Genomic DNA, 21,822 nt, shown 5'->3' on the forward strand with positions numbered 1-21,822 from the left:
TACTGGTTGTTGGGTAACGCGAAGGAGACAGGCAGATGTCCGGCCACTCTAAATGGGCTACGACGAAGCACAAGAAGGCCGTGATCGACGCCAAGCGCGGCAAGCTCTTCGCGAAGATGATCAAGAACATCGAGGTGGCGGCCCGCACGGGCGGCGCCGACGTGTCGGGTAACCCGACCCTCTTCGACGCCATCCAGAAGGCGAAGAAGAGCTCGGTGCCGAACAAGAACATCGACTCGGCCGTCAAGCGCGGCGCCGGCCTGGAGGCCGGTGGCGCCGACTACGAGACGATCATGTACGAGGGTTACGGCCCGAACGGCGTCGCGGTACTCATCGAGTGCCTCACCGACAACCGCAACCGCGCCGCCTCCGACGTGCGCGTCGCCATGACCCGCAACGGCGGCTCGATGGCCGACCCGGGCTCCGTCTCGTACCTCTTCAACCGCAAGGGCGTCGTCATCGTCCCCAAGGGCGAGCTCTCCGAGGACGACGTCCTCGGTGCCGTCCTGGACGCCGGCGCCGAAGAGGTCAACGACCTCGGTGAGACCTTCGAGGTGCTCAGCGAGGCCACCGACCTGGTCGCGGTCCGCACCGCGCTCCAGGAGGCCGGCATCGACTACGACTCGGCCGACGCCAACTTCGTCCCGACCATGCAGGTCGAGCTGGACGAGGACGGCGCCCGGAAGATCTTCAAGCTGATCGACGCGCTCGAGGACAGCGACGACGTGCAGAACGTCTTCGCCAACTTCGACGTCTCCGACGAGGTCATGGCGAAGGTGGACGCCTGACCGGCGCGTATGACGCACGGCTGTGCCGACGGGCCGACGGGGACACGCCCCCGTCGGCCCGTCGCGTTGTCAGTGCGAGCCGATAGCCTGCACAAACAGGTGAGCGAAGAAGTGGGGGCGGTCGTGCGGGTGCTGGGAGTCGACCCGGGTCTGACCCGGTGCGGTGTGGGGGTCGTCGACGGGGTCGCGGGACGCCCCCTGACCATGCGCGGCGTCGGGGTCGTCCGGACGCCGGCCGACGCGGAGTTGGGCCACCGCCTCGTCGCCATCGAGCAGGGCATCGAGCAGTGGCTCGACGAGCACAGCCCCGAAGTCCTCGCCGTGGAGCGGGTGTTCAGCCAGCACAATGTGCGCACGGTCATGGGCACCGCCCAGGCCAGCGCCGTCGCCATGCTCTGCGCGTCGCGGCGCGGCATCCCCGTCGTCCTGCACACCCCCAGCGAGGTCAAGGCCGCCGTCACCGGCAGCGGCCGCGCCGGCAAGGCCCAGGTCGGCGCGATGGTCACCCGCCTCCTGCGGCTCGACGCGCCGCCCAAACCGGCCGACGCGGCGGACGCCCTCGCGCTCGCCATCTGCCACATCTGGCGCGCCCCCGCGCAGAACCGGCTCCAGCAGGCCGTCGCGCAGAACCGACTCCAGCAGGCTGCGGCCGCGCACGCCGCGAGAACCACATCGACGGCACAGCCGGTCCCCACAGCACAGAAAGGCCGTACCGCATGATCGCCTTCGTCAGCGGCCCCGTAGCCGCCCTCGCCCCCGACACCGCGGTGGTAGAGGTCGGCGGCATCGGCATGGCCGTCCAGTGCACGCCGAACACCCTCTCCACCCTCCGCGTCGGCCAGCAGGCCAAGCTCGCCACCTCCCTCGTCGTACGCGAGGACTCCCTCACTCTGTACGGCTTCGCGGACGACGACGAGCGCCAGACCTTCGAGCTGCTTCAGACCGCGAGCGGCGTGGGCCCGCGCCTGGCCCAGGCCATGCTCGCCGTGCACAGCCCCGACGCCCTGCGCCGCGCGGTCTCCACCGGCGACGAGAAGGCGCTCACCGCGGTGCCCGGCATCGGCAAGAAGGGCGCCCAGAAGCTCCTGCTGGAGTACAAGGACCGCCTCGGCGAGCCCCTCGGCACCGGCGGCCCCGCCATCGGCACCCCCGTCACCTCCGGCTGGCGCGAGCAGCTGCACGCCGCGCTCATCGGCCTCGGGTACGCCACGCGCGAGGCCGACGAGGCCGTCGCCGCCGTCACCCCGCAGGCCGAGGCCACCGAGGGCACCCCGCAGGTCGGCCGGCTCCTCAAGGCCGCACTCCAGACCCTGAACCGCACCCGATAGACCCCTTCCGCACGCACCCGCCGGCCACCCCTAGAACCGCATCGCGAGGCACACCGCATGAACTGGGACGACACGACCGACGACGCCGCCGCGGCGGCCGACCGGCTCGTCGGTGCCTCCGCCGACGGCGAGGACCAGGCGGTCGAGGCCGCCCTGCGCCCCAAGGACCTGGGCGAGTTCATCGGCCAGGAGAAGGTCCGCGAGCAGCTCGACCTCGTCCTGCGCGCGGCCCGCGCGCGCGGCGCCACCGCCGAGCACGTGCTGCTCTCCGGAGCCCCCGGCCTCGGCAAGACGACCCTCTCGATGATCATCGCCGCCGAGATGGGCGCTCCGATCCGCATCACCAGCGGCCCCGCCATCCAGCACGCCGGCGACCTCGCCGCGATCCTCTCCTCCCTCCAGGAGGGCGAGGTCCTCTTCCTCGACGAGATCCACCGGATGTCGCGGCCCGCCGAGGAGATGCTCTACATGGCCATGGAGGACTTCCGCGTCGACGTCATCGTCGGCAAGGGCCCCGGCGCCACCGCCATCCCCCTCGAACTGCCGCCCTTCACCCTCGTCGGCGCCACCACCCGCGCGGGCCTGCTGCCCCCGCCGCTGCGTGACCGCTTCGGCTTCACCGCCCACATGGAGTTCTACGAGCCGGCCGAGCTGGAGCGCGTCGTCCACCGCTCCGCGCACCTGCTGGACGTGGAGATCGACCCGCACGGCGCCGCCGAGATCGCCGGCCGCTCCCGCGGCACGCCCCGTATCGCCAACCGCCTGCTGCGCCGCGTCCGGGACTACGCCCAGGTCAAGGCCGACGGCTCGATCACCAGGGAGATCGCCGGCGCCGCCCTCGCGGTCTACGAGGTGGACGAGCGTGGCCTCGACCGCCTCGACCGGGCCGTCCTTGAGGCGCTGCTCAAGCTGTTCGGCGGCGGCCCCGTCGGCCTGTCGACGCTCGCGGTCGCCGTGGGGGAGGAGCGCGAGACGGTCGAGGAGGTGGCGGAGCCCTTCCTGGTACGGGAGGGACTGCTAGCCCGCACCCCCCGGGGCCGCGTCGCCACGCCCGCGGCCTGGGCGCACCTCGGCCTCGTACCCCCGGCCCGTACGGGCGGAAAGGGCCAGCAGGATCTGTTCGGGACCTGACATCGCCGTGGCGGGACCGTGACCGAAGCTCAACGGCGCGGATAGTCGACCCCCGAGGAACTGCGGTGCGATGCTGAGCGTTGTTCGTTAGGTGCGGACTCGCTTAGACTCCGCCGATGCCGCCCTTGCGGGTGGCGTACCCACCCCCATCCCAATGGCCGCTTACCTGCGCGGTCGTGCGAAGGAAACTCCGTCCCGTGAATATCGTGACCCTCCTCCCGTTCATCGTGCTCATCGGGGCCATGTTCCTGATGACCCGGTCTGCCAAGAAGAAGCAGCAGGCCGCCGCGCAGATGCGTAACGAGATGCATCCCGGCACCGGCGTCCGCACGATCGGGGGCATGTACGCCACCGTCAAGGAGGTTCACGACGAAGCCGTCCTCCTTGAGGTGGCCCCCGGTGTCCACGCGGTTTACGCGAAGAACTCGATCGGCGCCGTCCTGGAGGACGACGAGTACAACCGCATCGTGCACGGCACCGAGGACGACCTGAAAGAGGACACCCCCGTCGTCCCGGACGACGCCTCTTCCCTGACCGAGACCGACGAGCCCGCCGACGCTTCCGACGACTCGCCCATCGACCTCGGCAAGAAGGACGCGGCCGCCGGGGCCGACGACGCGGAGCCGAAGAAGACCGACGGCGAGTCCGACGCGAAGTAGTCACGCCCGGGGCCCGTGGGGTGCGCCGCTCGCGCACCACGGGCCCCGGATCACGTGCATTTCGCGCCGAATCTCGACACCACTTCATGGCCGCCCGCCCGGGCCTCCCCGTACCGCAGTAGGGGCAGACCGGACGCCGGGCGGTTGGACAGGGAGAACGAGAAGGTGGCAGCACCGAAGAAGGGCCGAAGGCAGAGCTCGCCGGGCAAGCCGGGACGCTCGCTGGTCTTCATCCTGATCGCCCTCGTGGCGCTGACCGGGGGGATGTTCCTTTCCGGGCACACCACGCCGCGGCTGGGCATCGACCTCGCCGGTGGTACGAGCATCACGCTCGAGGCGAAGAACGAGCCCGGCCAGAAGAACGCGATCAACCCGACCAACATGAACACCGCGGTTGACATCATCAACAACCGCGTCAATGGTCTGGGTGTCTCCGAGGCCGAGGTCCAGACCCAGGGCGACAAGAACATCATCGTCAACATCCCCAAGGGTTCGAACGAGAAGCAGGCGCGGGCGCAGGTCGGTACGACCGCTCAGCTCTACTTCCGTCCGGTGATCACGCAGGCCAGCGGCGAGCCCATGCCCGAGCCGTCCGCCAGCTCCTCGTCCGGCACGGACAAGGAGAAGGACAAGGGCAAGCCGACGGACAAGGCCACGGACAAGGCCACCGACAAGGCGACCTCCCCGACCGACAAGGCCTCGCCCCAGGGCCGCGCCGTCAGCGAGGCCCTGAAGGCCGACCCGACGCCGTCGGACAAGGCTTCGGACAAGGCCAAGGACGGCCAGGACGGCAAGAAGAACGACAAGGCGCCGACCCCGGACCCGGCCACCGCCAAGCTCCAGGAGTCCTTCGCCAAGCTCGACTGCACGGACAAGAAGGCGCGCGCCGCGGCCGGCCGGGGCGTCAAGCCCTCCGAGCCGACCATCGCCTGCGGCAAGAGCCCCGACGGCAAGACGTGGGACAAGTTCATCCTTGCCCCGGCCGAGCTCAACGGCAAGGACGTCGACGACGCCAAGGCCGCCATCAACCAGCAGTCCGGCGCCTGGGTCGTCAACATGGAGTTCACCAAGGGTGGCTCCAAGAAGTTCTCCGAGATCACGAGCAAGATCAGCAAGCAGCAGCCGCCGCAGAACCAGTTCGCGATCGTTCTCGACGGCGAAGTGGCGTCGGCCCCCAGCGTCAGCACGACGCTGAGCTCGAACGCCGAGATCTCCGGCAGCTTCGACCAGGGATCGGCGAAGGACCTCGCCAACATCCTGTCGTACGGCGCCCTGCCGCTCACCTTCCACGAGCAGAGCGTCACCACGGTCAGCCCGGCCCTCGGCGGCGAGCAGCTCAAGGCGGGCCTGATCGCCGGTGCCATCGGCCTGGCGCTCGTCATCATCTACCTCGTGGCCTACTACCGCGGCCTCTCGCTCATCGCCATCGCGAGCCTCCTGGTCTCCGCGGCGCTGACGTACACGATCATGACGCTGCTCGGCCCGACCATTAAGTTCGCGCTCAACCTGCCCGCGGTCTGTGGTGCGATCGTCGCGATCGGCATCACGGCGGACTCGTTCATCGTGTTCTTCGAACGCGTACGGGACGAGATCCGCGAGGGCCGCACGCTGCGTCCCGCCGTCGAGCGGGGCTGGCCGCGCGCCCGACGCACCATCCTGGTCTCCGACTTCGTGTCGTTCCTCGCCGCCGCCGTGCTCTTCGTCGTCACGGTCGGCAAGGTGCAGGGCTTCGCGTTCACGCTCGGCCTGACCACGCTGCTCGACGTCGTCGTGGTCTTCTTCTTCACCAAGCCGCTGATGACGCTCATGGCGCGCAAGAAGTTCTTCGCGAGCGGCCACAAGTGGTCCGGTCTCGACCCGCAGCGGCTCGGCGCCAAGCCCCCGCTGCGGCGCTCCCGCCGTACCGCTCCCCCCGCCGGCCCTGTCGACCCGAAGGAGGCGTGAGATGTCGAAGCTCGGCAATCTCGGCGCCAGGCTCTACCGCGGTGAGGTCGGCTACGACTTCGTCGGCAAGCGCAAGATCTGGTACGGCATCTCGATACTGATCACCATCACGGCCATCGTCGGCCTCGCGGTGCGCGGCCTGAACATGGGCATCGAGTTCGAGGGCGGCGCGGTCTTCAACACCCCGAAGACCAGCGCCTCGGTGGCCCAGGCGGAGGAGTCCGCGGAGAAGGCCTCCGGCCACGACGCGATCGTCCAGAAGGTGGACGGCACCAAGCTCCGCATCCAGATCGCGGGCGTGGACATCAAGAAGTCCGACGAGATCAAGAAGTCGCTCGCCGAGGACCTGGACGTCAAGGCCGACGACATCGGCGCCGACCTGGTGGGCCCCAGCTGGGGCGAGCAGATCGCCAAGAAGGCCTGGCAGGGCCTGGCGATCTTCATGATCCTCGTGGTGATCTACCTGGCCATCGCCTTCGAGTGGCGGATGGCCCTCGCGGCACTGATCGCGCTGATCCACGACATCACCATCACCGTCGGTGTGTACGCGCTGGTCGGCTTCGAGGTCACGCCCGGCACGGTGATCGGTCTGCTGACCATCCTCGGTTACTCGCTCTACGACACGGTGGTGGTCTTCGACAGCTTGAAGGAGCAGTCGAAGGGCATCACCAAGCAGACCAGGTACACCTACAGCGAAGTCGCCAACCGCAGCATCAACGGCACCCTGGTGCGCTCCATCAACACCACGGTCGTCGCGCTGCTCCCGGTGGCGGGCCTGCTCTTCATCGGTGGCGGTGTCCTGGGCGCGGGCATGCTCAACGACATCTCGCTGTCGCTGTTCGTCGGCCTCGCCGCCGGCGCGTACTCCTCGATCTTCATCGCCACGCCGCTCGTCGCCGACCTCAAGGAGCGCGAGCCGCAGATGAAGGCCCTGAAGAAGCGGGTGCTCGCCAAGCGCGCGGCGGCCGCGGCGAAGGGCGAGTCCGCGGAGGCGTCCGGCTTCGAGGGCGACGAGGGGCCGCGGGACGACGTGGCCGGTGACGCCGCGCCCGCCGTCGTCGGCCCCCGCTCGCAGCCCGCGTCGCGCAGCCGCGGCAAGGGCCGCCCCTCGGGGAAGCGCCGATGACCGAGCTCGCCGGCGTCCCGGAGCTGCTGCGCAGCCGCATCCGTGACGTCCCGGACTACCCGAAGCCGGGCGTGATGTTCAAGGACATCACCCCGCTTCTGGCGGACCCGGCCGCGTTCTCGGCGCTCACGGAGACCCTCGCCGACCTCAGCGTCCGGCACGGCGCCACGAAGATCGTCGGCCTGGAGGCCCGCGGCTTCATCCTCGGCGCACCGGTCGCGGTCCGCGCCGGGCTCGGCTTCGTGCCCGTGCGCAAGGCGGGCAAGCTCCCCGGGGCGACGCTCCGGCAGGCCTACGACCTGGAGTACGGCAGCGCCGAGATCGAGGTGCACGCCGAGGACCTGGCCGCTGGCGACCGCGTCATGGTCATCGACGACGTCCTCGCCACCGGTGGCACCGCGGCGGCCTCGCTGGAGCTGATCCGGCGCTCGGGCGCCGAGGTGGCCGGCGTCGCCGTCCTGATGGAGCTCGGCTTCCTCGACGGCCGCCGGAGGCTGGCGGACGCCCTCGCAGGGGCGCCGCTGGAGGCCCTGATCACCGTCTGAGACGGCTCGCGGCACGGCACGAGGGGCGCTCCGGTATCCACCGGGGCGCCCCTCGCCGTTTCGGCCGGTTCCCGCCCTGGACGCAGGCCGAGCCCGGAGCCTCCCAGGGACCGGGGTGCCGGACGGACGGCCGGGGGACAGGAGGGGCCGGTTCCGGGGAATCCCCCGAGGACCCCTCGCGTTTCTCCAGTACAGAGGCGTCTCACCGGCCGAAGGCGAACCGACGGCCCAGGATCGATACCATGGGTTCTTCGGGGCCTGTCCGGGGGACCCCGATCGCGCACAGGGAGCGCTCTTGCCAGACGAGTCCCAGCCACTCACCGCCGCCAAGGCCGCCCAGAAGGCCGAGCAGGCCTCGGCGGGCTCCGCCGCGCCCGCGAAGAAGGCAGACGGCGCGCCCGGCGGCACGTCCGCGCAGCGCGCCCAGACAGAGGTCGCCCGGGGCGGCAAACCGGCCGAGCAGCCCCGCCCCAAGCCGGCCGCGGACCACCACCCGACGGCCCCCGCGATCCGGCCCGCCACCGGCCAGCCCGCGCGTTCCGGCTCCTCCAACCGCGTACGGGCCCGGCTCGCCCGGCTCGGCGTGCAGCGCTCCAACCCGTACAACCCGGTCCTTGAGCCCCTCCTGCGCATAGTGCGCGGCAACGACCCCAAGATCGAGACGGCCACGCTCCGCCAGATCGAGCGGGCCTACCAGGTCGCCGAGCGCTGGCACCGCGGTCAGAAGCGCAAGAGCGGCGATCCCTACATCACGCACCCGCTCGCCGTGACGACGATCCTCGCCGAGCTCGGCATGGATCCGGCCACCCTGATGGCCGGGCTCCTGCACGACACCGTCGAGGACACCGAATACGGCCTCGACACCCTCCGGCGCGACTTCGGCGACCAGGTCGCCCTCCTCGTCGACGGCGTCACCAAGCTGGACAAGGTCAAGTTCGGCGAGGCCGCGCAGGCCGAGACCGTGCGCAAGATGGTCGTCGCCATGGCCAAGGACCCCCGCGTCCTGGTCATCAAGCTCGCCGACCGCCTGCACAACATGCGCACGATGCGCTACCTCAAGCGCGAGAAGCAGGAGAAGAAGGCCCGCGAGACCCTGGAGATCTACGCTCCGCTGGCACATCGCCTGGGCATGAACACCATCAAGTGGGAGCTGGAGGACCTCGCCTTCGCGATCCTCTACCCCAAGATGTACGACGAGATCGTGCGCCTCGTCGCCGAGCGCGCCCCCAAGCGCGACGAGTACCTGGCCATAGTGACCGACGAGGTCCAGGCCGACCTGCGGGCCGCCCGCATCAAGGCGACCGTCACCGGACGCCCGAAGCACTACTACAGCGTCTACCAGAAGATGATCGTCCGCGGCCGTGACTTCGCGGAGATCTACGACCTGGTGGGGATCCGTGTCCTGGTCGACACGGTCCGCGACTGCTACGCGGCGCTCGGCACCGTCCACGCGCGATGGAACCCGGTCCCCGGCCGGTTCAAGGACTACATCGCGATGCCGAAGTTCAACATGTACCAGTCGCTGCACACGACGGTCATCGGCCCCAACGGCAAACCCGTCGAGCTGCAGATCCGCACCTTCGACATGCACCGCCGCGCCGAGTACGGCATCGCCGCGCACTGGAAGTACAAGCAGGAGGCCGTCGCCGGCGCCTCCAAGGTGCGCACCGACGTGCCGAAGAAGACCGGCAAGGACGACCACCTCAACGACATGGCGTGGCTGCGCCAGCTGCTCGACTGGCAGAAGGAGACCGAGGACCCCAGCGAGTTCCTGGAGTCGCTCCGCTTCGACCTGTCGCGCAACGAGGTCTTCGTCTTCACGCCGAAGGGCGACGTCATAGCGCTCCCCGCGGGCGCCACCCCCGTCGACTTCTCGTACGCGGTGCACACCGAGGTCGGCCACCGCACCATAGGCGCACGCGTCAACGGCCGCCTCGTACCTCTCGAATCGACCCTGGACAACGGCGACCTGGTGGAGGTCTTCACCTCCAAGGCGGCCGGCGCGGGCCCCTCCCGCGACTGGCTCGGCTTCGTCAAGTCGCCCCGGGCGCGCAACAAGATCCGCGCGTGGTTCTCCAAGGAGCGCCGCGACGAGGCGATCGAGCAGGGCAAGGACGCCATCGCGCGGGCCATGCGCAAGCAGAACCTGCCGATCCAGCGGATCCTGACGGGCGACTCCCTGGTCACCCTCGCGCACGAGATGCGCTACCCCGACATCTCGTCGCTGTACGCCGCGATCGGCGAGGGCCACGTCACCGCGCAGTCCGTCGTGCAGAAGCTGGTCCAGGCGCTCGGCGGCGAGGAGGCCGCCAACGAGGACATCGCCGAGAGCGCGCCGCCCTCGCGCGGACGCAGCAAGCGCCGCTCCAACGCCGACCCGGGCGTCGTCGTCAAGGGCGTCGAGGACGTGTGGGTCAAGCTGGCCCGCTGCTGCACGCCCGTCCCCGGCGACCCCATCATCGGCTTCGTCACCCGCGGCAGCGGCGTCTCGGTGCACCGCAGCGACTGCGTCAACGTCGACTCCCTCTCGCGGGAGCCCGAGCGGATCCTGGAGGTCGAGTGGGCACCCACCCAGTCCTCGGTCTTCCTGGTCGCCATCCAGGTCGAGGCCCTGGACCGCTCGCGGCTGCTCTCCGACGTCACGCGCATCCTCTCGGACCAGCACGTGAACATCCTGTCGGCGGCCGTGCAGACCTCGCGCGACCGCGTCGCCACCTCCCGCTTCACCTTCGAGATGGGTGACCCCAAGCATCTGGGGCATGTACTCAAGGCCGTGAGAGGGGTAGAGGGTGTGTACGACGTCTACCGCGTGACGTCGACGCGCAGGCCCTGACGGCCGGCCTGGCCGTGGGACGGGGGGACGCATGGGGCGATCGGCCCGGTCGGACGAGGTCATCGACGGCCGGTACCGCGTGGTGCGCGGCATCGGCAGCGGCGGCATGGGGCACGTCTACGAAGCGCTGGACGAGCGCCTCGACCGCCGCGTGGCCGTCAAGCTGATCCGCTCCGGCCTCTCCAGCGAGGAGGTGCAGCGGCGGTTCCGGCGCGAGGCGCAGGCGCTGGCGCGGATCTCCCACCCGAACGCCGTGGTGATCCACGACTTCGGCACCCACCACGGCCAGCCCTACTTCGTGATGGAGCTCCTGGAGGGCGTCAACCTCGAGCAGCTGACCGAGGCGGGCCCGGTGGAGCCCGCGGTCGCCCGGGCCGTGGCGACGGGCATGTGCCGGGGCCTGGCCGCGGCACACGACGCCGGGGTCCTGCACCGTGACGTCAAGCCGAGCAATGTCTACCTCACCCGGCGCGGCCGTGTCGTGCTCCAGGACTTCGGCATCGCGCAGCTCCTGATGGACGACTCGGGCGGCCTCACGCAGACCGGCGTGGTGGTCGGCACGCCGCGGTACATGAGCCCCGAGGCCATCACGGGGGCGCCGCCGTCCCTCGCCGCGGACCTGTACGGCCTCGGCATGTGCCTGCGCGTCATGCTCACCGGCGAGATGCCGTACACCGAGGCGGCGATGCCCGCCGTGATGTACCGGATCGTCCACGAGAGCCTGCCGTCGTTGCGCGGGCACCCCGGCGTCCCGGACGACCTGGCGGACCTCGTCGAGGATCTGCTGCGGCGCGACCCCCTCCTGCGGCCGACGGCGGAGCAGACGGTCGAGCGGCTCGCCTGCCCGCCCGACCCCGAACTCCTGGTCGCGCAGGTGGCGATGAGCGGCGTGCGCGACCGGGTCGTACGCAACCTCGAGGCCGGCCGGCACCCCGGGGCCGCGGAGACGGACACCGGGACCGGGGCGGCAGCGGCGGTGCCCTCCCCGTCGCTCCCCAGCGCGTACCCGCGCCGCTCGGACACCGACACCACCGACGTGGTCCGCCTGAGCGGCTCGACGCGGCGGCACATCCTCCGCTCGATGACGGCGGAGACCGCCGAGGTCCGCCAGCGCGAGGCCGTCGCGCTTGTCCTGCGCGGCGAGCTGGAAGAGGCGGTCGAACTCCTCACGGCCGTGGTCGAGGTCTGCGGCCCCGCCCTCGGCGCCGAACACCCCACCACGCTGGCGGGCCGCTACTGGCAGGCCGTCTGCCTGGCCAGGCTGGGCGCCGCGGGGGAGGCCCTCACCACCTTCTCCGAGGTCGCGGACGGCGCGGCGAGGTCCACGGCCGGGGCCGGGGAGAGGACACGGCTCGGATGACCGGCACGACCGACGCGGCCGGCGGCCGGACGGGACGGGACAGCGGGGGAGACATGATCGAGATCCGGGTCGCGGGCGCGCGGGACACCGAGGCGGAGCTGCGCTCCCTGCTGCGCTGGCTGAAGTCGGACGACGAGACCGGCGCCCGTACGCACGGCGTGCTCGCGTCGAGCGAGCCGGCCCGCGCCGACCACCTGGGCGCGGCACTCGACCTCATCGCCCTCACCGTCAGCGGCGGGCTCGGCGCGGCGCAGCTGGCGGCGGCCATCGCCCAGTGGCGCGGCGCGCGCCGCGGCGCACCGGCGGTGATCCTGCGCCGGGGCGAGCTCCGCGTCGAGGTGTACGACTGCGACGCCCGGACCGTACGGAGCCTGACCGAACTGCTCGCCGAGGAGCAGGACGGCGATGACGGAACTGCCTGACCCGTCCGCGTCGGCGGCGGTACTGGTCGGCACCGCCGCCTACCGCCACCTGCCGCAGCTGCCCGCCGTCAGGAACAACACCGCGGACCTCGCCGACGCCTTCCAGGACCCCACGGTCTGGGGCCTTCCCGCCGCGCGCTGCGCGACCGTCACCGACCCGACGACCCGCTCCGAACTCCTGGACCCCGTCTATGAGCTGGGCGGCAGATCCACCGACACACTGCTCGTGTACTACTGCGGCCACGGGCTGCGCGACTCCGACTCGGCCGACCTCTACCTCGCCCTCACCGGCTCCAGGGAGGGCGCCGGTTACACGGCCACCGAGTACCGGCACCTGCGGTCGGCGCTGCTCGCCTCACCGGCCCGCCGCAAGATCGTGATCCTGGACTGCTGCTTCGGCGGCCGGGTCGCGCGCACGCTCGCCGCCCCCGAGGGCGTCGCCGCGCAGGCCGTCATCGACGGCGCGTACGTGCTCACCGCCTCCTCGCGCGACCGCGTCGCACTGGCCCCCGAGGGCGAACGGCACACGGCGTTCACCGGCGAACTGCTCCACCTGCTCAACAACGGCGTGCCCGACGCGCCGGAGACACTCGACCTGGAGACCCTCTTCCGGGCCCTCGACCACAGACTCAGCTCCAAGAACCGCCCCCGGCCGCAGCGCAGCCAGGAGAACGACGTCGGCAGGCTGCCCCTCGTACGCAACCGTGCCCGCGCCTCCCGGACGGCCGCCGCCGGACCCGTCATCGACATCGAGGTGCAGGTGGCCATGGTCTCGACCGGGCTGCAACTGGCCCGGCTGCTGCGCTCGGTGGGGCGCGGCAGGGACGCCCTGCCGATCCTGCGGATGATCCTCCAGGCGAAGGTGCCCGCGGCCGACGGCGACAGCGTCGCCGTCCATCTGGAGCTCGCCGACCTCCTCACCGACACCGGCCAGGAGAAGGAGGCGATCGAGACGCTGGAGACCGCCTTCCGTCACACCTACCGCAGATTCGGCCCCGAGGCGGTCACCGTCTGCCGCAGACTCTCCGAGCTGCTCCAGGCGGCCGGCAACCACCGCCAGGCCTGCGAGGTGCTCCGGCACGCGCTGGACAACCTGGAGCGCGGCCCGGGACCGGAGCCGCCGGCGTAACCGGAGCACGGCGGCGCACGACGACGAAGGGCCCCTGCCCGCTCCTCGGGGAGCGGACGGGGGCCCGAGGTCACCTGTGCGGCAGGAGGTCAGCCGCCGAACTCGTGCAGACCCTTCAGCGCCTGGTCCAGCAGCGCCTGGCGGCCGTCCAGCTCCTTCTGGAGCTTGTCGGCCTTCGCGGTGTTGCCCGCGGCGCGCGCCGTCTCGATCTGGCCGCGCAGCTTGTCCACCGCGGCCTGCAGCTGACCGGTGAGCCCCTCGGCACGCGCGCGTGCCTCCGGGTTCGTCCGGCGCCACTCGGCCTCCTCGGACTCCTGCAGGGCACGCTCCACGGCGTGCATCCGGCCCTCAACCTTCGGACGGGCGTCCCGCGGGACGTGGCCGATGGCCTCCCAGCGCTCGTTGATGGCGCGGAACGCGGCACGGGCCGCCTTCAGGTCCGTCACCGGGACGAGCTTCTCCGCCTCGGCGGCCAGCTCCTCCTTGAGCTTGAGATTCTCGCCCTGCTCGGCGTCACGCTCCGCGAAGACCGCGCTGCGCGCCGCGAAGAAGACGTCCTGGGCGCCGCGGAAGCGGTTCCACAGGTCGTCCTCGTGCTCGCGCTGGGCGCGGCCCGCCGCCTTCCAGTCCGCCATCAGCTCGCGGTACCTGGCGGCCGTGGGGCCCCAGTCCGTCGAGCTCGACAGGGCCTCGGCCTCGCCGACCAGCTTCTCCTTGGCCTTGCGGGCCTCCTCGCGCTGGGCGTCGAGGGACGCGAAGTGCGCCTTGCGCCGCTTGGAGAACGCCGAGCGGGCGTGCGAGAAGCGGTGCCACAGCTCGTCGTCCGACTTGCGGTCGAGCCGCGGCAGACCCTTCCAGGTGTCCACCAGCGCCCGCAGCCGCTCACCGGCCGCCCGCCACTGCTCGCTCTGGGCCAGCTCCTCGGCCTCGGTGACCAGGGCCTCCTTGGCGTTCCGCGCCTCGTCGGACTGCTTGGCCTTCTGGACCTTGCGCTCCTCGCGGCGTGCCTCGACGGTCTCCACGAGCTGGTCGAGCCGCTTGCTCAGGGCGTCCAGATCGCCGACGGCATGCGCCTCGTCCACCTGTTGGCGCAGATGGTCGATGGCGGTCATGGCGTCCTTGGCGGACAGGTCCGTCGTCTTCACCCGGCGCTCGAGAAGTCCGATCTCGACGACCAGACCGTCGTACTTGCGCTCGAAGTAGGCCAGGGCCTCGTCAGGAGATCCTGCCTGCCACGAACCGACCACTCGCTCGCCGCCGTCGGCCGTACGCACGTACACGGTCCCCGTCTCGTCGACGCGGCCCCACGGGTCGCTGCTCACAGCGCCTCCTCCACATGATGCCTGCGCAGGGCCTTCGGGCCCCCGGCATCGTCCACAGTTTCGTCACCGCCAACATAGGCGACCGGCGGGGCGGCTGTCCGCATCCCGCGCGACCGAAGTTTGCCCGCCGGGGCTCAGGATTTGGTGACGGTCGCCTTGTCGATGACGACCGTCGCGTTGGGGGTGCCGTCGCCCTGCCCGCTGCTCTCGCCGGCCGCGGCGATCTTCTTGAGAACCTTCATCCCGGAATCGGAAATGGTCCCGAACGGTGTGTAGTCGGGCGGGAGCTGACTGTCCTGGTAGACGAGGAAGAACTGGCTGCCGCCGGTGTCACGGCCCTTCTTCTTCCGCGCGTTGTACTGGTTGGCCATGGCGACCGTGCCCGCCGGATACACGTTGCCCTTCAGCCGCTTGTCCTTGAGGTTCTCGTCCGGGATCGAGTAGCCGGGGCCGCCCTCGCCGGTGCCCTTCGGGTCGCCGCACTGCAGCACGTAGATGCCGCCCGTGGTGAGCCGGTGGCACTTGGTGTGGTCGAGGTAGCCCTTGTTCACCAGGAAGTCGAAGGAGTTGACGGTGTGCGGGGCCTTCGCCGCGTCCAGGTCGAGGCCGATCTCCCCGCACGTCGTGTCCAGCTTCATCGTGTAGTCGGCGGACCTGTCGACGTGGAGCGCCGGCTCCTTCTTGAAGCTCAGCGGCTTCGGCTTGCCGGGCGCCGCCTTCCGGCACGGGTCCTTCGGCTTGCCGGTCGGCTGCGCGGCCGCGTCGTCGTGCGTCGCCCCGTCGCCGTCGAAGGCGCCCGCCGCGTACGACACCGCGGTCCCCGCCACGACCACGGCGAGCGCCCCCGCGATCACCGCGTTGCGCATCCGGGCCTTGCGCCGCGCGGCCTCGCGCCGCTCCTGCTGGCGCGCGAACTTCTCCCGGGCGAGCTGCCGCCGCCGCTGCTCGTTGCTGACCACCGGGTCTCTCCCCTTGTCCCTGGCCCCTTTCCGGGACCGTCCGAATGTGCCCCGTACCGTATATGGGTTACCTGTGGAATCGGCAGCGCCGGTAGGCTCTGATCTGCCGCGTTCTCCGCCGGGGACCGCGGTCACCTCCCGCCGGACGACGAACGAAGGACGATCGTGCTCATTGCCGGGTTCCCCGCCGGGGCCTGGGGCACCAACTGCTACCTGGTCGCCCCCGCCGCAGGCGAGGAGTGCGTGATCATCGACCCGGGCCATCAGGCCGCCCAGGGAGTCGAGGACGCACTGAAGAAGCATCGGCTCAAGCCCGTCGCGGTCATCCTCACCCACGGCCACATCGACCACGTCGCCTCCGTCGTCCCGGTCTGCGGAGCGCACGACGTGCCCGCGTGGATCCACCCCTCGGACCGGTACATGATGAGCGACCCCGAGAAGGGCCTCGGCCGCTCCATCGGGATGCCGCTGATGGGCGAGCTGACGGTGGGGGAGCCGGACGACGTGCGGGAGCTGTCCGACGGCGCCGACCTGAAGCTGGCGGGCCTCGACTTCTCCGTCGCGCACGCCCCGGGCCATACGAAGGGGTCGGTGACGTTCCGGCTGCCCGAGACCGCGGAGATCCCCTCCGTCTTCTTCTCGGGCGACCTGCTCTTCGCCGGCTCCATCGGACGCACCGACCTGCCCGGCGGCAGCCACACCGAGATCCTCGAGTCGCTGGGCCGCGTGTGCCTGCCGCTCGACGACTCGACCGTGGTGCTGTCCGGCCACGGCCCCCAGACATCCATCGGCCAGGAGCGCGCCACCAACCCGTATCTGCGGCAGGTGGCCGCCGGCCTGGGCGCGGACCCGACGTCCGCCCCGCGACGAGGAATGTGACGAGAGAAATTCCGTGAGTACCTTCAAGGCCCCCAAGGGCACCTACGACCTGCTCCCGCCGGACTCCGCGAAGTTCCTGGCGGTGCGCGAGGCGATCGCCGCGCCCCTGCGCAACTCCGGCTACGGCTACATCGAGACGCCCGGCTTCGAGAACGTCGAGCTCTTCGCGCGCGGTGTCGGCGAGTCCACCGACATCGTCACCAAGGAGATGTACGCCTTCGAGACGAAGGGCGGCGACCAGCTTGCGCTGCGCCCCGAAGGCACCGCCTCCGTGCTGCGCGCCGCGCTGGAGGGCAACCTCCACAAGGCGGGCAACCTCCCGGTCAAGCTCTGGTACTCGGGCTCGTACTACCGCTACGAGCGCCCCCAGAAGGGCCGGTACAGGCACTTCTCCCAGGTCGGCGCCGAGGCGATCGGCGCCGAGGACCCGGCCCTCGACGCCGAGCTGATCATCCTGGCCGACCAGGCGTACCGTGCCCTCGGCCTGCGGAACTTCCGCATCCTGCTCAACTCGCTCGGCGACAAGGAGTGCCGCCCCGTCTACCGGGCCGCGCTGCAGGAGTTCCTGCGCGGACTCGACCTGGACGAGGAGACACGTCGACGTATCGACATCAACCCGCTGCGCGTCCTCGACGACAAGCGGGCCGACGTCCAGAAGCAGCTGGTGGGCGCGCCGTCGCTGCGCGACTACCTGTGCGACGCGTGCAAGACGTACCACGAGCAGGTCCGCGAGCTGATCACGGCGGCGGGCGTCGCCTTCGAGGACGACGAGAAGCTCGTCCGCGGCCTGGACTACTACACCCGCACGACCTTCGAGTTCGTCCACGACGGCCTCGGCTCGCAGTCCGCGGTGGGCGGCGGCGGCCGCTACGACGGCCTGTCCGAGATGATCGGCGGCCCCTCGCTGCCCTCGGTCGGCTGGGCGCTCGGCGTGGACCGCACGGTGCTCGCCCTGGAGGCGGAGGGCGTCGAGCTCGAACTGCCCGCCTCCACCAGCGTCTTCGCTGTGCCGCTCGGCGAGGAGGCGCGCCGCGTCCTGTTCGCCAAGGTGACCGAGTTGCGCAAGGCCGGTGTCGCGGCGGACTTCTCGTACGGCGGGAAGGGCCTCAAGGGCGCGATGAAGAACGCCAACCGCAGCGGCGCGCGCTTCACCGTCGTCGCCGGTGAGCGCGACCTCGCCGAGGGCGTCGTGCAGCTCAAGGACATGGAGTCCGGGGAGCAGGACGCCGTCGCGGTGGACGAGATCGTGCCGGTCCTGAAGGCGAAGCTGGGTCTGTAGCACCTCCCGGCGATCGAGGAGCGGGGCCCGGGGCAGGACCCTGGACCCCGCTCCTCTCCGTCCGTCAGGGCTCAGTCCAAAAGTCCCAGGCGTAGGGCGGTCGTCACCGCGGCCGTCCGGTCGTCGACGCCCAACTTCCCGAAGACCCGCAGCAGATGGGTCTTCACCGTCGACTCCGCGACATGCAGCCGGCGCCCGGCCTCCGCGTTGGTGCAGCCCTCCGCGACCAGCCGCAGCACCGCTGTCTCGCGCTCCGACAGGCGGGGCCGCTCGGGGTGCGCCCGCAGCTGGTCCACGAGCCGGGTGGCCACCGATGGGGCGAGGACCGTCTCGCCACGGGCGGCCGCCCGCACGGCGTCGGCCAGTTCGCCGCGGGCCAGGTCCTTGAGGAGATAGCCCGCGGCGCCTGCCTCGACGGCGCGCAGGATGTCCCGGTCGGTCTCGTACGTCGTGAGGACGATGACCCGGCACTCCAGCCCCGCGGCCGCCATCCGCTCGATCGACTCGACCGCCGGCCCCGCCGGGCATCCGCAGGTCCATCAGGACGATGTCGGGGCGCAGTTCGGCCGCGAGGGCCTCCGCGCGCGGGCCGCTCGACGCCTCGGCGACGACATCCAGGTCCGGTTCGGCGCTCAGCATGGCGCGCAGCCCCTCGCGTACGACGGGATGGTCGTCGGCGAGGACGATGCGGATCACGACGGGTTCCTCCCGGGGACGGGGACGGGGAGCAGGACGGTGACGGTGGTGCCGTCGCCGGGGCTGCTGACCACGTCGGTGCTGCCGCCGACCTCGGCGGCCCGCGCCCGCAGCCCGCGCAGGCCGTACCCCTGGTGGGGCAGGTCCGGGTCGAAGCCGCTCCCGTCGTCGCGCACCGCAAGCCCGAACGAGCCGTCCCCGTACGTCAGGGTGACGGTTGCCGAGGCACCGGGCCCGGCATGTCTGCGTACGTTGGTGAGCGCCTCCTGGCAGGAGCGCAGGGCCACCACTTCCAGGCCGGGCGGCAGCGGCCGCACCCGGCCGGTGACGGTGACGTCGGCGTCGTGCCGGGCGGCGAGACGGCGCAGCGCGTCCGGCAGCGGGCCGCCGTCCAGCTCCGCGGGGGCGCCGCCTGCCACCAGGGCCCGCGCCTCGGCGAGGTTCCGGCGCGCGGTGGCCTCCATCAGGCCGAGGTGCCGGCGGGCGGCGGGTATGTCCCGCGTCAGCTCCGCGTCGACCGCCTGGACGAGCATCAGGACGCTGGCGAAGCCCTGCGCGAGGGTGTCGTGGATCTCGCGCGACATCCGCTCCCGCTCCGCGAGGGCGCCGCGCTCCGCGGAGAGCCGGGCCACCTCCTCGCGGCTGGCGTCCAACCGGCCGATGAGCTCGGCGCGTTCCGTGCTCTGCTCGATGAGGCGGAGCACCCAGATGCCGACGGCCACGGAGAAGACCAGGGTGACGACGGCGAACACCGCGTTGTAGAAGATGTCCTGCGCCGACGGTCGCCACAGCATCGTCCAGCCCGCCACCGGCACGATGTTGAGGACGACGACGGCGATCAGCGCCGGACGCGTGCGCAGCGCCATGAAGCACATCGGGATGAGCGCGAAGGTCATCAGCCGGGTCTCGCCGACCAGCACGCCAGGCGGCAGGAAGAGCACGATCGCGCCGGTGACGTAGCCGCGTGCCCGGCGCTCGTCGGCGCCCTCGCTCATCAGGACCGGGCGTCCGACCCCGACGTACCAGGGCAGGAGCAGCAGGAGGAGCGCGGCGGCGGCGAAGCGGACGGGCCTGTCCGGTTCCGCCGTGCCGAGGACGAAGAGGAACGTGGCCAGCCACACCACGGCGAAGTACGCGTCCCAGAGGCGAAAGGTCCGGTTCCAGACATGCGAGTCGCGGGGCCCGCCGGACTCCACCGGGGGGTCGGCTTCGTATGCGTGTGCTGTCATGTCGTCGAGGTTCCCGCCGGAGCACGGGATTCGGGCCCCCCGTACGTGCCTCCTTATGTCCATCCAACGGTGGACACCCGCCCGGGTGCGGCACAATATGCGTGCCCGCGGCCCCCACAAGCGACGGAACGGCGTGATGAGCAAAACGATGTCAGCGAAGGAAGACGCCCTGGACGGCCGGGACCGTGCGGACGCTCCCGGTGCCGTCGGCGGCAGCCGTGCGCTCGCCCTCCTCCTGGTGATCACCGGCGCGGCCGGCCTGCTCGCGTCCTGGGTCATCACCCTCGACAAGTTCGAGCTCCTGAAGGACCCGAACTTCCAGCCGGGGTGCAGCATCAACCCCGTCGTCGCCTGCGGCAGCATCATGAAGAGCGAGCAGGCCGAGGCGTTCGGCTTCCCGAACCCGATGCTGGGCCTGGTCGCCTACGGCATCGTGATCTGCGTCGGCATGAGCCTGTTCGGACGGGCCCGCTTCCCGCGCTGGTACTGGCTCACGTTCAACGCGGGCGCGCTGTTCGGCGTCGGGTTCTGCACCTGGCTGATGATCCAGTCGCTCTACCACATCAACGCGCTCTGCCTCTGGTGCTGCCTGGCCTGGGTCGCCACGCTCCTGATCTTCTGGTACGTCACGTCGTTCAACATCCGCGCCGGGTTCCTGCCCGCGCCGGCCTGGGCCAGGAGCTTCCTGGCCGACTTCACCTGGGCGCTGCCGGTGATGCACACCGGCGTCATCGCCATGCTGATCCTCACGCGCTGGGGTGCCGACCTCTGGGCCTGAGCGGGCACCGGCGGGATTGTCAGTGGGGTGACATAGGGTTCTTGACGTGGAGCCCGACCTGTTCACCGCCGCAGCCGAAGACCGCCAGGAGAAGGACCCGTCCAGCAGCCCCCTGGCCGTCCGGATGCGCCCGCGCACCCTCGACGAAGTCGTCGGCCAGCAGCATCTGCTGAAGCCGGGCTCACCCCTGCGCCGGCTGGTCGGCGAGGGCGGGGGAGGGCCCGCGGGACCGTCCTCGGTCTTCCTCTGGGGCCCGCCGGGCATCGGCAAGACCACCCTCGCGTACGTCGTCTCCAAGGCGACGAACAAGCGCTTCGTCGAGCTCTCCGCCATCACCGCGGGCGTCAAGGAAGTGCGCGCGGTCATCGACGGCGCGCGCCGGGCGATGGGCGGCCACGGCAAGGAGACCGTCCTCTTCCTCGACGAGATCCACCGCTTCAGCAAGGCTCAGCAGGACTCCCTGCTGCCCGCCGTGGAGAACCGCTGGGTCACCCTGATCGCGGCGACCACCGAGAACCCGTACTTCTCGATCATCTCCCCCCTTCTCTCCCGCTCCCTCCTGCTCACCCTCGAACCGCTCACCGACGACGACCTGCGCGGCCTGCTGCGCCGGGCGCTCATCGACGAGCGGGGCCTCGGCGGCGCGGTCGAGCTGCCCGAGGAGGCCGAGGAGCACCTGCTGCGCATCGCGGGCGGGGACGCCCGGCGCGCGCTCACCGCCCTGGAGGCCGGCGCCGGCTCGGCCCTCGCCAAGGGCGAGCGGGAGATCACCCTCCAGACGCTGGAGGAGTCGGTCGACCGGGCTGCCGTGAAGTACGACCGCGACGGCGACCAGCACTATGACGTGGCCAGCGCCCTCATCAAGTCCATCCGCGGCTCGGACGTCGACGCGGCCCTGCACTATCTGGCCCGCATGATCGAGGCGGGCGAGGACCCCCGCTTCATCGCCCGGCGCCTGATGATCTCCGCCAGCGAGGACATCGGCCTCGCCGACCCGACCGCCCTGCCCACCGCGGTCGCCGCCGCCCAGGCCGTCGCCATGATCGGCTTCCCGGAGGCCGCGCTCACCCTCAGCCACGCCACGATCGCCCTCGCCCTGGCCCCGAAGTCGAACGCCGCGACGATCGCGATCCAGCAGGCCCAGGCCGACGTCCGCGGCGGCCTCGCCGGCCCCGTCCCGCCCCACCTGCGCGACGGCCACTACAAGGGCGCGGCCAAGCTCGGCCACGCCCAGGGGTACGTGTACCCGCACGACGTCCCCGGCGGCATCGCCACCCAGCAGTACGCCCCGGACACCATCGAGGGCAAGCGCTACTACCAGCCCACGAGGTACGGCGCGGAGGCGCGGTACGCCGACGTGGTCGAGCGGGTCCGCGCACGCCTCAAGGGCGAGAAGACCGACGGATAGCCGCGGG

19 protein-coding genes and 1 pseudogene are annotated in these 21,822 nt (G+C 71.2%); 16 read left to right on the forward strand and 4 right to left on the reverse strand.

All coding sequences use genetic code 11. From position 1 onward, the window contains the following. Positions 1–35 precede the first annotated feature (35 nt). The 12 genes from ACZ7DY_RS29755 (at position 36) to ACZ7DY_RS29810 (ending at position 13,265) form a co-directional block, all read left to right on the forward strand. Positions 36–788: a YebC/PmpR family DNA-binding transcriptional regulator gene (locus ACZ7DY_RS29755; RefSeq protein ID WP_362999325.1), complete on the forward strand. Its 753-nt coding sequence runs from the start codon at positions 36–38 to the stop codon at positions 786–788. 123 nt (positions 789–911) lie between these two features. After that, entirely contained in the window at positions 912–1,508 is a 597-nt protein-coding gene (gene ruvC / locus ACZ7DY_RS29760) for a crossover junction endodeoxyribonuclease RuvC (RefSeq protein ID WP_471140912.1), read from the forward strand. After that, the gene (ruvA, locus tag ACZ7DY_RS29765; RefSeq protein ID WP_471140539.1) at positions 1,505–2,116 is read left to right on the forward strand and encodes a Holliday junction branch migration protein RuvA; all 612 of its coding nucleotides are present in this window, start codon (positions 1,505–1,507) and stop codon (positions 2,114–2,116) included. The genes ruvC and ruvA overlap by 4 nt, the downstream gene beginning before the upstream one ends. A gap of 57 nt (positions 2,117–2,173) precedes the next feature. Continuing rightward, positions 2,174–3,247, forward strand: a complete 1,074-nt coding sequence (gene ruvB, locus ACZ7DY_RS29770) for a Holliday junction branch migration DNA helicase RuvB (protein WP_471140540.1) — start codon at positions 2,174–2,176, stop codon at positions 3,245–3,247. Between the two features lie 197 nt (positions 3,248–3,444). Continuing rightward, complete coding sequence (gene yajC / locus ACZ7DY_RS29775) at positions 3,445–3,906, forward strand: preprotein translocase subunit YajC (RefSeq protein WP_471140542.1); 462 nt, start codon at positions 3,445–3,447, stop codon at positions 3,904–3,906. Between the two features lie 165 nt (positions 3,907–4,071). After that, the gene (gene secD, locus ACZ7DY_RS29780) at positions 4,072–5,850 is read left to right on the forward strand and encodes a protein translocase subunit SecD (RefSeq protein WP_471140544.1); all 1,779 of its coding nucleotides are present in this window, start codon (positions 4,072–4,074) and stop codon (positions 5,848–5,850) included. A gap of 1 nt (position 5,851) precedes the next feature. Continuing rightward, positions 5,852–6,976 carry a protein translocase subunit SecF gene (gene secF, locus ACZ7DY_RS29785; protein ID WP_471140546.1) on the forward strand — a complete coding sequence of 375 codons (1,125 nt, stop codon included), beginning with the start codon at positions 5,852–5,854 and terminating at the stop codon, positions 6,974–6,976. After that, entirely contained in the window at positions 6,973–7,521 is a 549-nt protein-coding gene (locus ACZ7DY_RS29790) for an adenine phosphoribosyltransferase (protein ID WP_471140548.1), read from the forward strand. The genes secF and ACZ7DY_RS29790 overlap by 4 nt, the downstream gene beginning before the upstream one ends. Positions 7,522–7,816: 295 nt before the next feature. Then, positions 7,817–10,354, forward strand: coding sequence for a RelA/SpoT family protein (locus ACZ7DY_RS29795; RefSeq protein ID WP_471140550.1), 2,538 nt, complete (start codon positions 7,817–7,819; stop codon positions 10,352–10,354). Positions 10,355–10,385: 31 nt separating this feature from the next. Beyond that, positions 10,386–11,714, forward strand: coding sequence for a serine/threonine-protein kinase (locus tag ACZ7DY_RS29800; RefSeq protein ID WP_471140552.1), 1,329 nt, complete (start codon positions 10,386–10,388; stop codon positions 11,712–11,714). Further along, positions 11,711–12,136, forward strand: coding sequence for an effector-associated constant component EACC1 (locus ACZ7DY_RS29805; protein WP_471140554.1), 426 nt, complete (start codon positions 11,711–11,713; stop codon positions 12,134–12,136). The genes ACZ7DY_RS29800 and ACZ7DY_RS29805 overlap by 4 nt, the downstream gene beginning before the upstream one ends. Continuing rightward, positions 12,120–13,265 (forward strand): tetratricopeptide repeat protein, encoded by a 1,146-nt coding sequence (locus ACZ7DY_RS29810; RefSeq protein WP_471140557.1) that lies wholly within the window; start codon positions 12,120–12,122, stop codon positions 13,263–13,265. The genes ACZ7DY_RS29805 and ACZ7DY_RS29810 overlap by 17 nt, the downstream gene beginning before the upstream one ends. An 89-nt stretch (positions 13,266–13,354) precedes the next feature. On the opposite strand, the gene ACZ7DY_RS29815 is transcribed toward ACZ7DY_RS29810, so the two are convergent. Both ACZ7DY_RS29815 and ACZ7DY_RS29820 read right to left on the reverse strand, forming a co-directional pair. Beyond that, positions 13,355–14,587 carry a DUF349 domain-containing protein gene (locus tag ACZ7DY_RS29815; RefSeq protein ID WP_471140559.1) on the reverse strand — a complete coding sequence of 411 codons (1,233 nt, stop codon included), beginning with the start codon at positions 14,585–14,587 and terminating at the stop codon, positions 13,355–13,357. A gap of 134 nt (positions 14,588–14,721) precedes the next feature. Then, positions 14,722–15,546, reverse strand: coding sequence for a peptidylprolyl isomerase (locus tag ACZ7DY_RS29820; RefSeq protein WP_471140563.1), 825 nt, complete (start codon positions 15,544–15,546; stop codon positions 14,722–14,724). Positions 15,547–15,711: 165 nt separating this feature from the next. On the opposite strand from ACZ7DY_RS29820, the gene ACZ7DY_RS29825 reads away from it, so the two are divergent. Further along, positions 15,712–16,425 carry an MBL fold metallo-hydrolase gene (locus ACZ7DY_RS29825; protein WP_471140566.1) on the forward strand — a complete coding sequence of 238 codons (714 nt, stop codon included), beginning with the start codon at positions 15,712–15,714 and terminating at the stop codon, positions 16,423–16,425. A gap of 13 nt (positions 16,426–16,438) precedes the next feature. Beyond that, complete coding sequence (hisS, locus tag ACZ7DY_RS29830) at positions 16,439–17,704, forward strand: histidine--tRNA ligase (RefSeq protein ID WP_471140568.1); 1,266 nt, start codon at positions 16,439–16,441, stop codon at positions 17,702–17,704. Positions 17,705–17,775: 71 nt separating this feature from the next. On the opposite strand, the pseudogene ACZ7DY_RS29835 reads toward hisS, so the two are convergent. Both ACZ7DY_RS29835 and ACZ7DY_RS29840 read right to left on the reverse strand, forming a co-directional pair. Next, positions 17,776–18,400: pseudogene (locus tag ACZ7DY_RS29835) on the reverse strand (response regulator). Next, on the reverse strand, positions 18,397–19,629 hold the full coding sequence (locus tag ACZ7DY_RS29840) for a sensor histidine kinase (RefSeq protein ID WP_471140570.1): 1,233 nt from the start codon (positions 19,627–19,629) through the stop codon (positions 18,397–18,399). Before ACZ7DY_RS29840 ends, ACZ7DY_RS29835 begins: the two are co-directional and overlap by 4 nt. Before the next feature lie 136 nt (positions 19,630–19,765). Between ACZ7DY_RS29840 and ACZ7DY_RS29845 the strand changes: the two genes are divergently transcribed. Both ACZ7DY_RS29845 and ACZ7DY_RS29850 read left to right on the forward strand, forming a co-directional pair. Next, a complete protein-coding gene (locus tag ACZ7DY_RS29845; protein WP_471140573.1) occupies positions 19,766–20,407 on the forward strand; it encodes a vitamin K epoxide reductase family protein in 642 nt (213 codons plus the stop codon). Between the two features lie 46 nt (positions 20,408–20,453). After that, positions 20,454–21,815, forward strand: coding sequence for a replication-associated recombination protein A (locus tag ACZ7DY_RS29850; protein WP_471140575.1), 1,362 nt, complete (start codon positions 20,454–20,456; stop codon positions 21,813–21,815). The last annotated feature ends 7 nt before the right edge of the window (positions 21,816–21,822 follow it).

It is taken from the genome of Streptomyces sp. NPDC037013 (genome assembly GCF_055607265.1).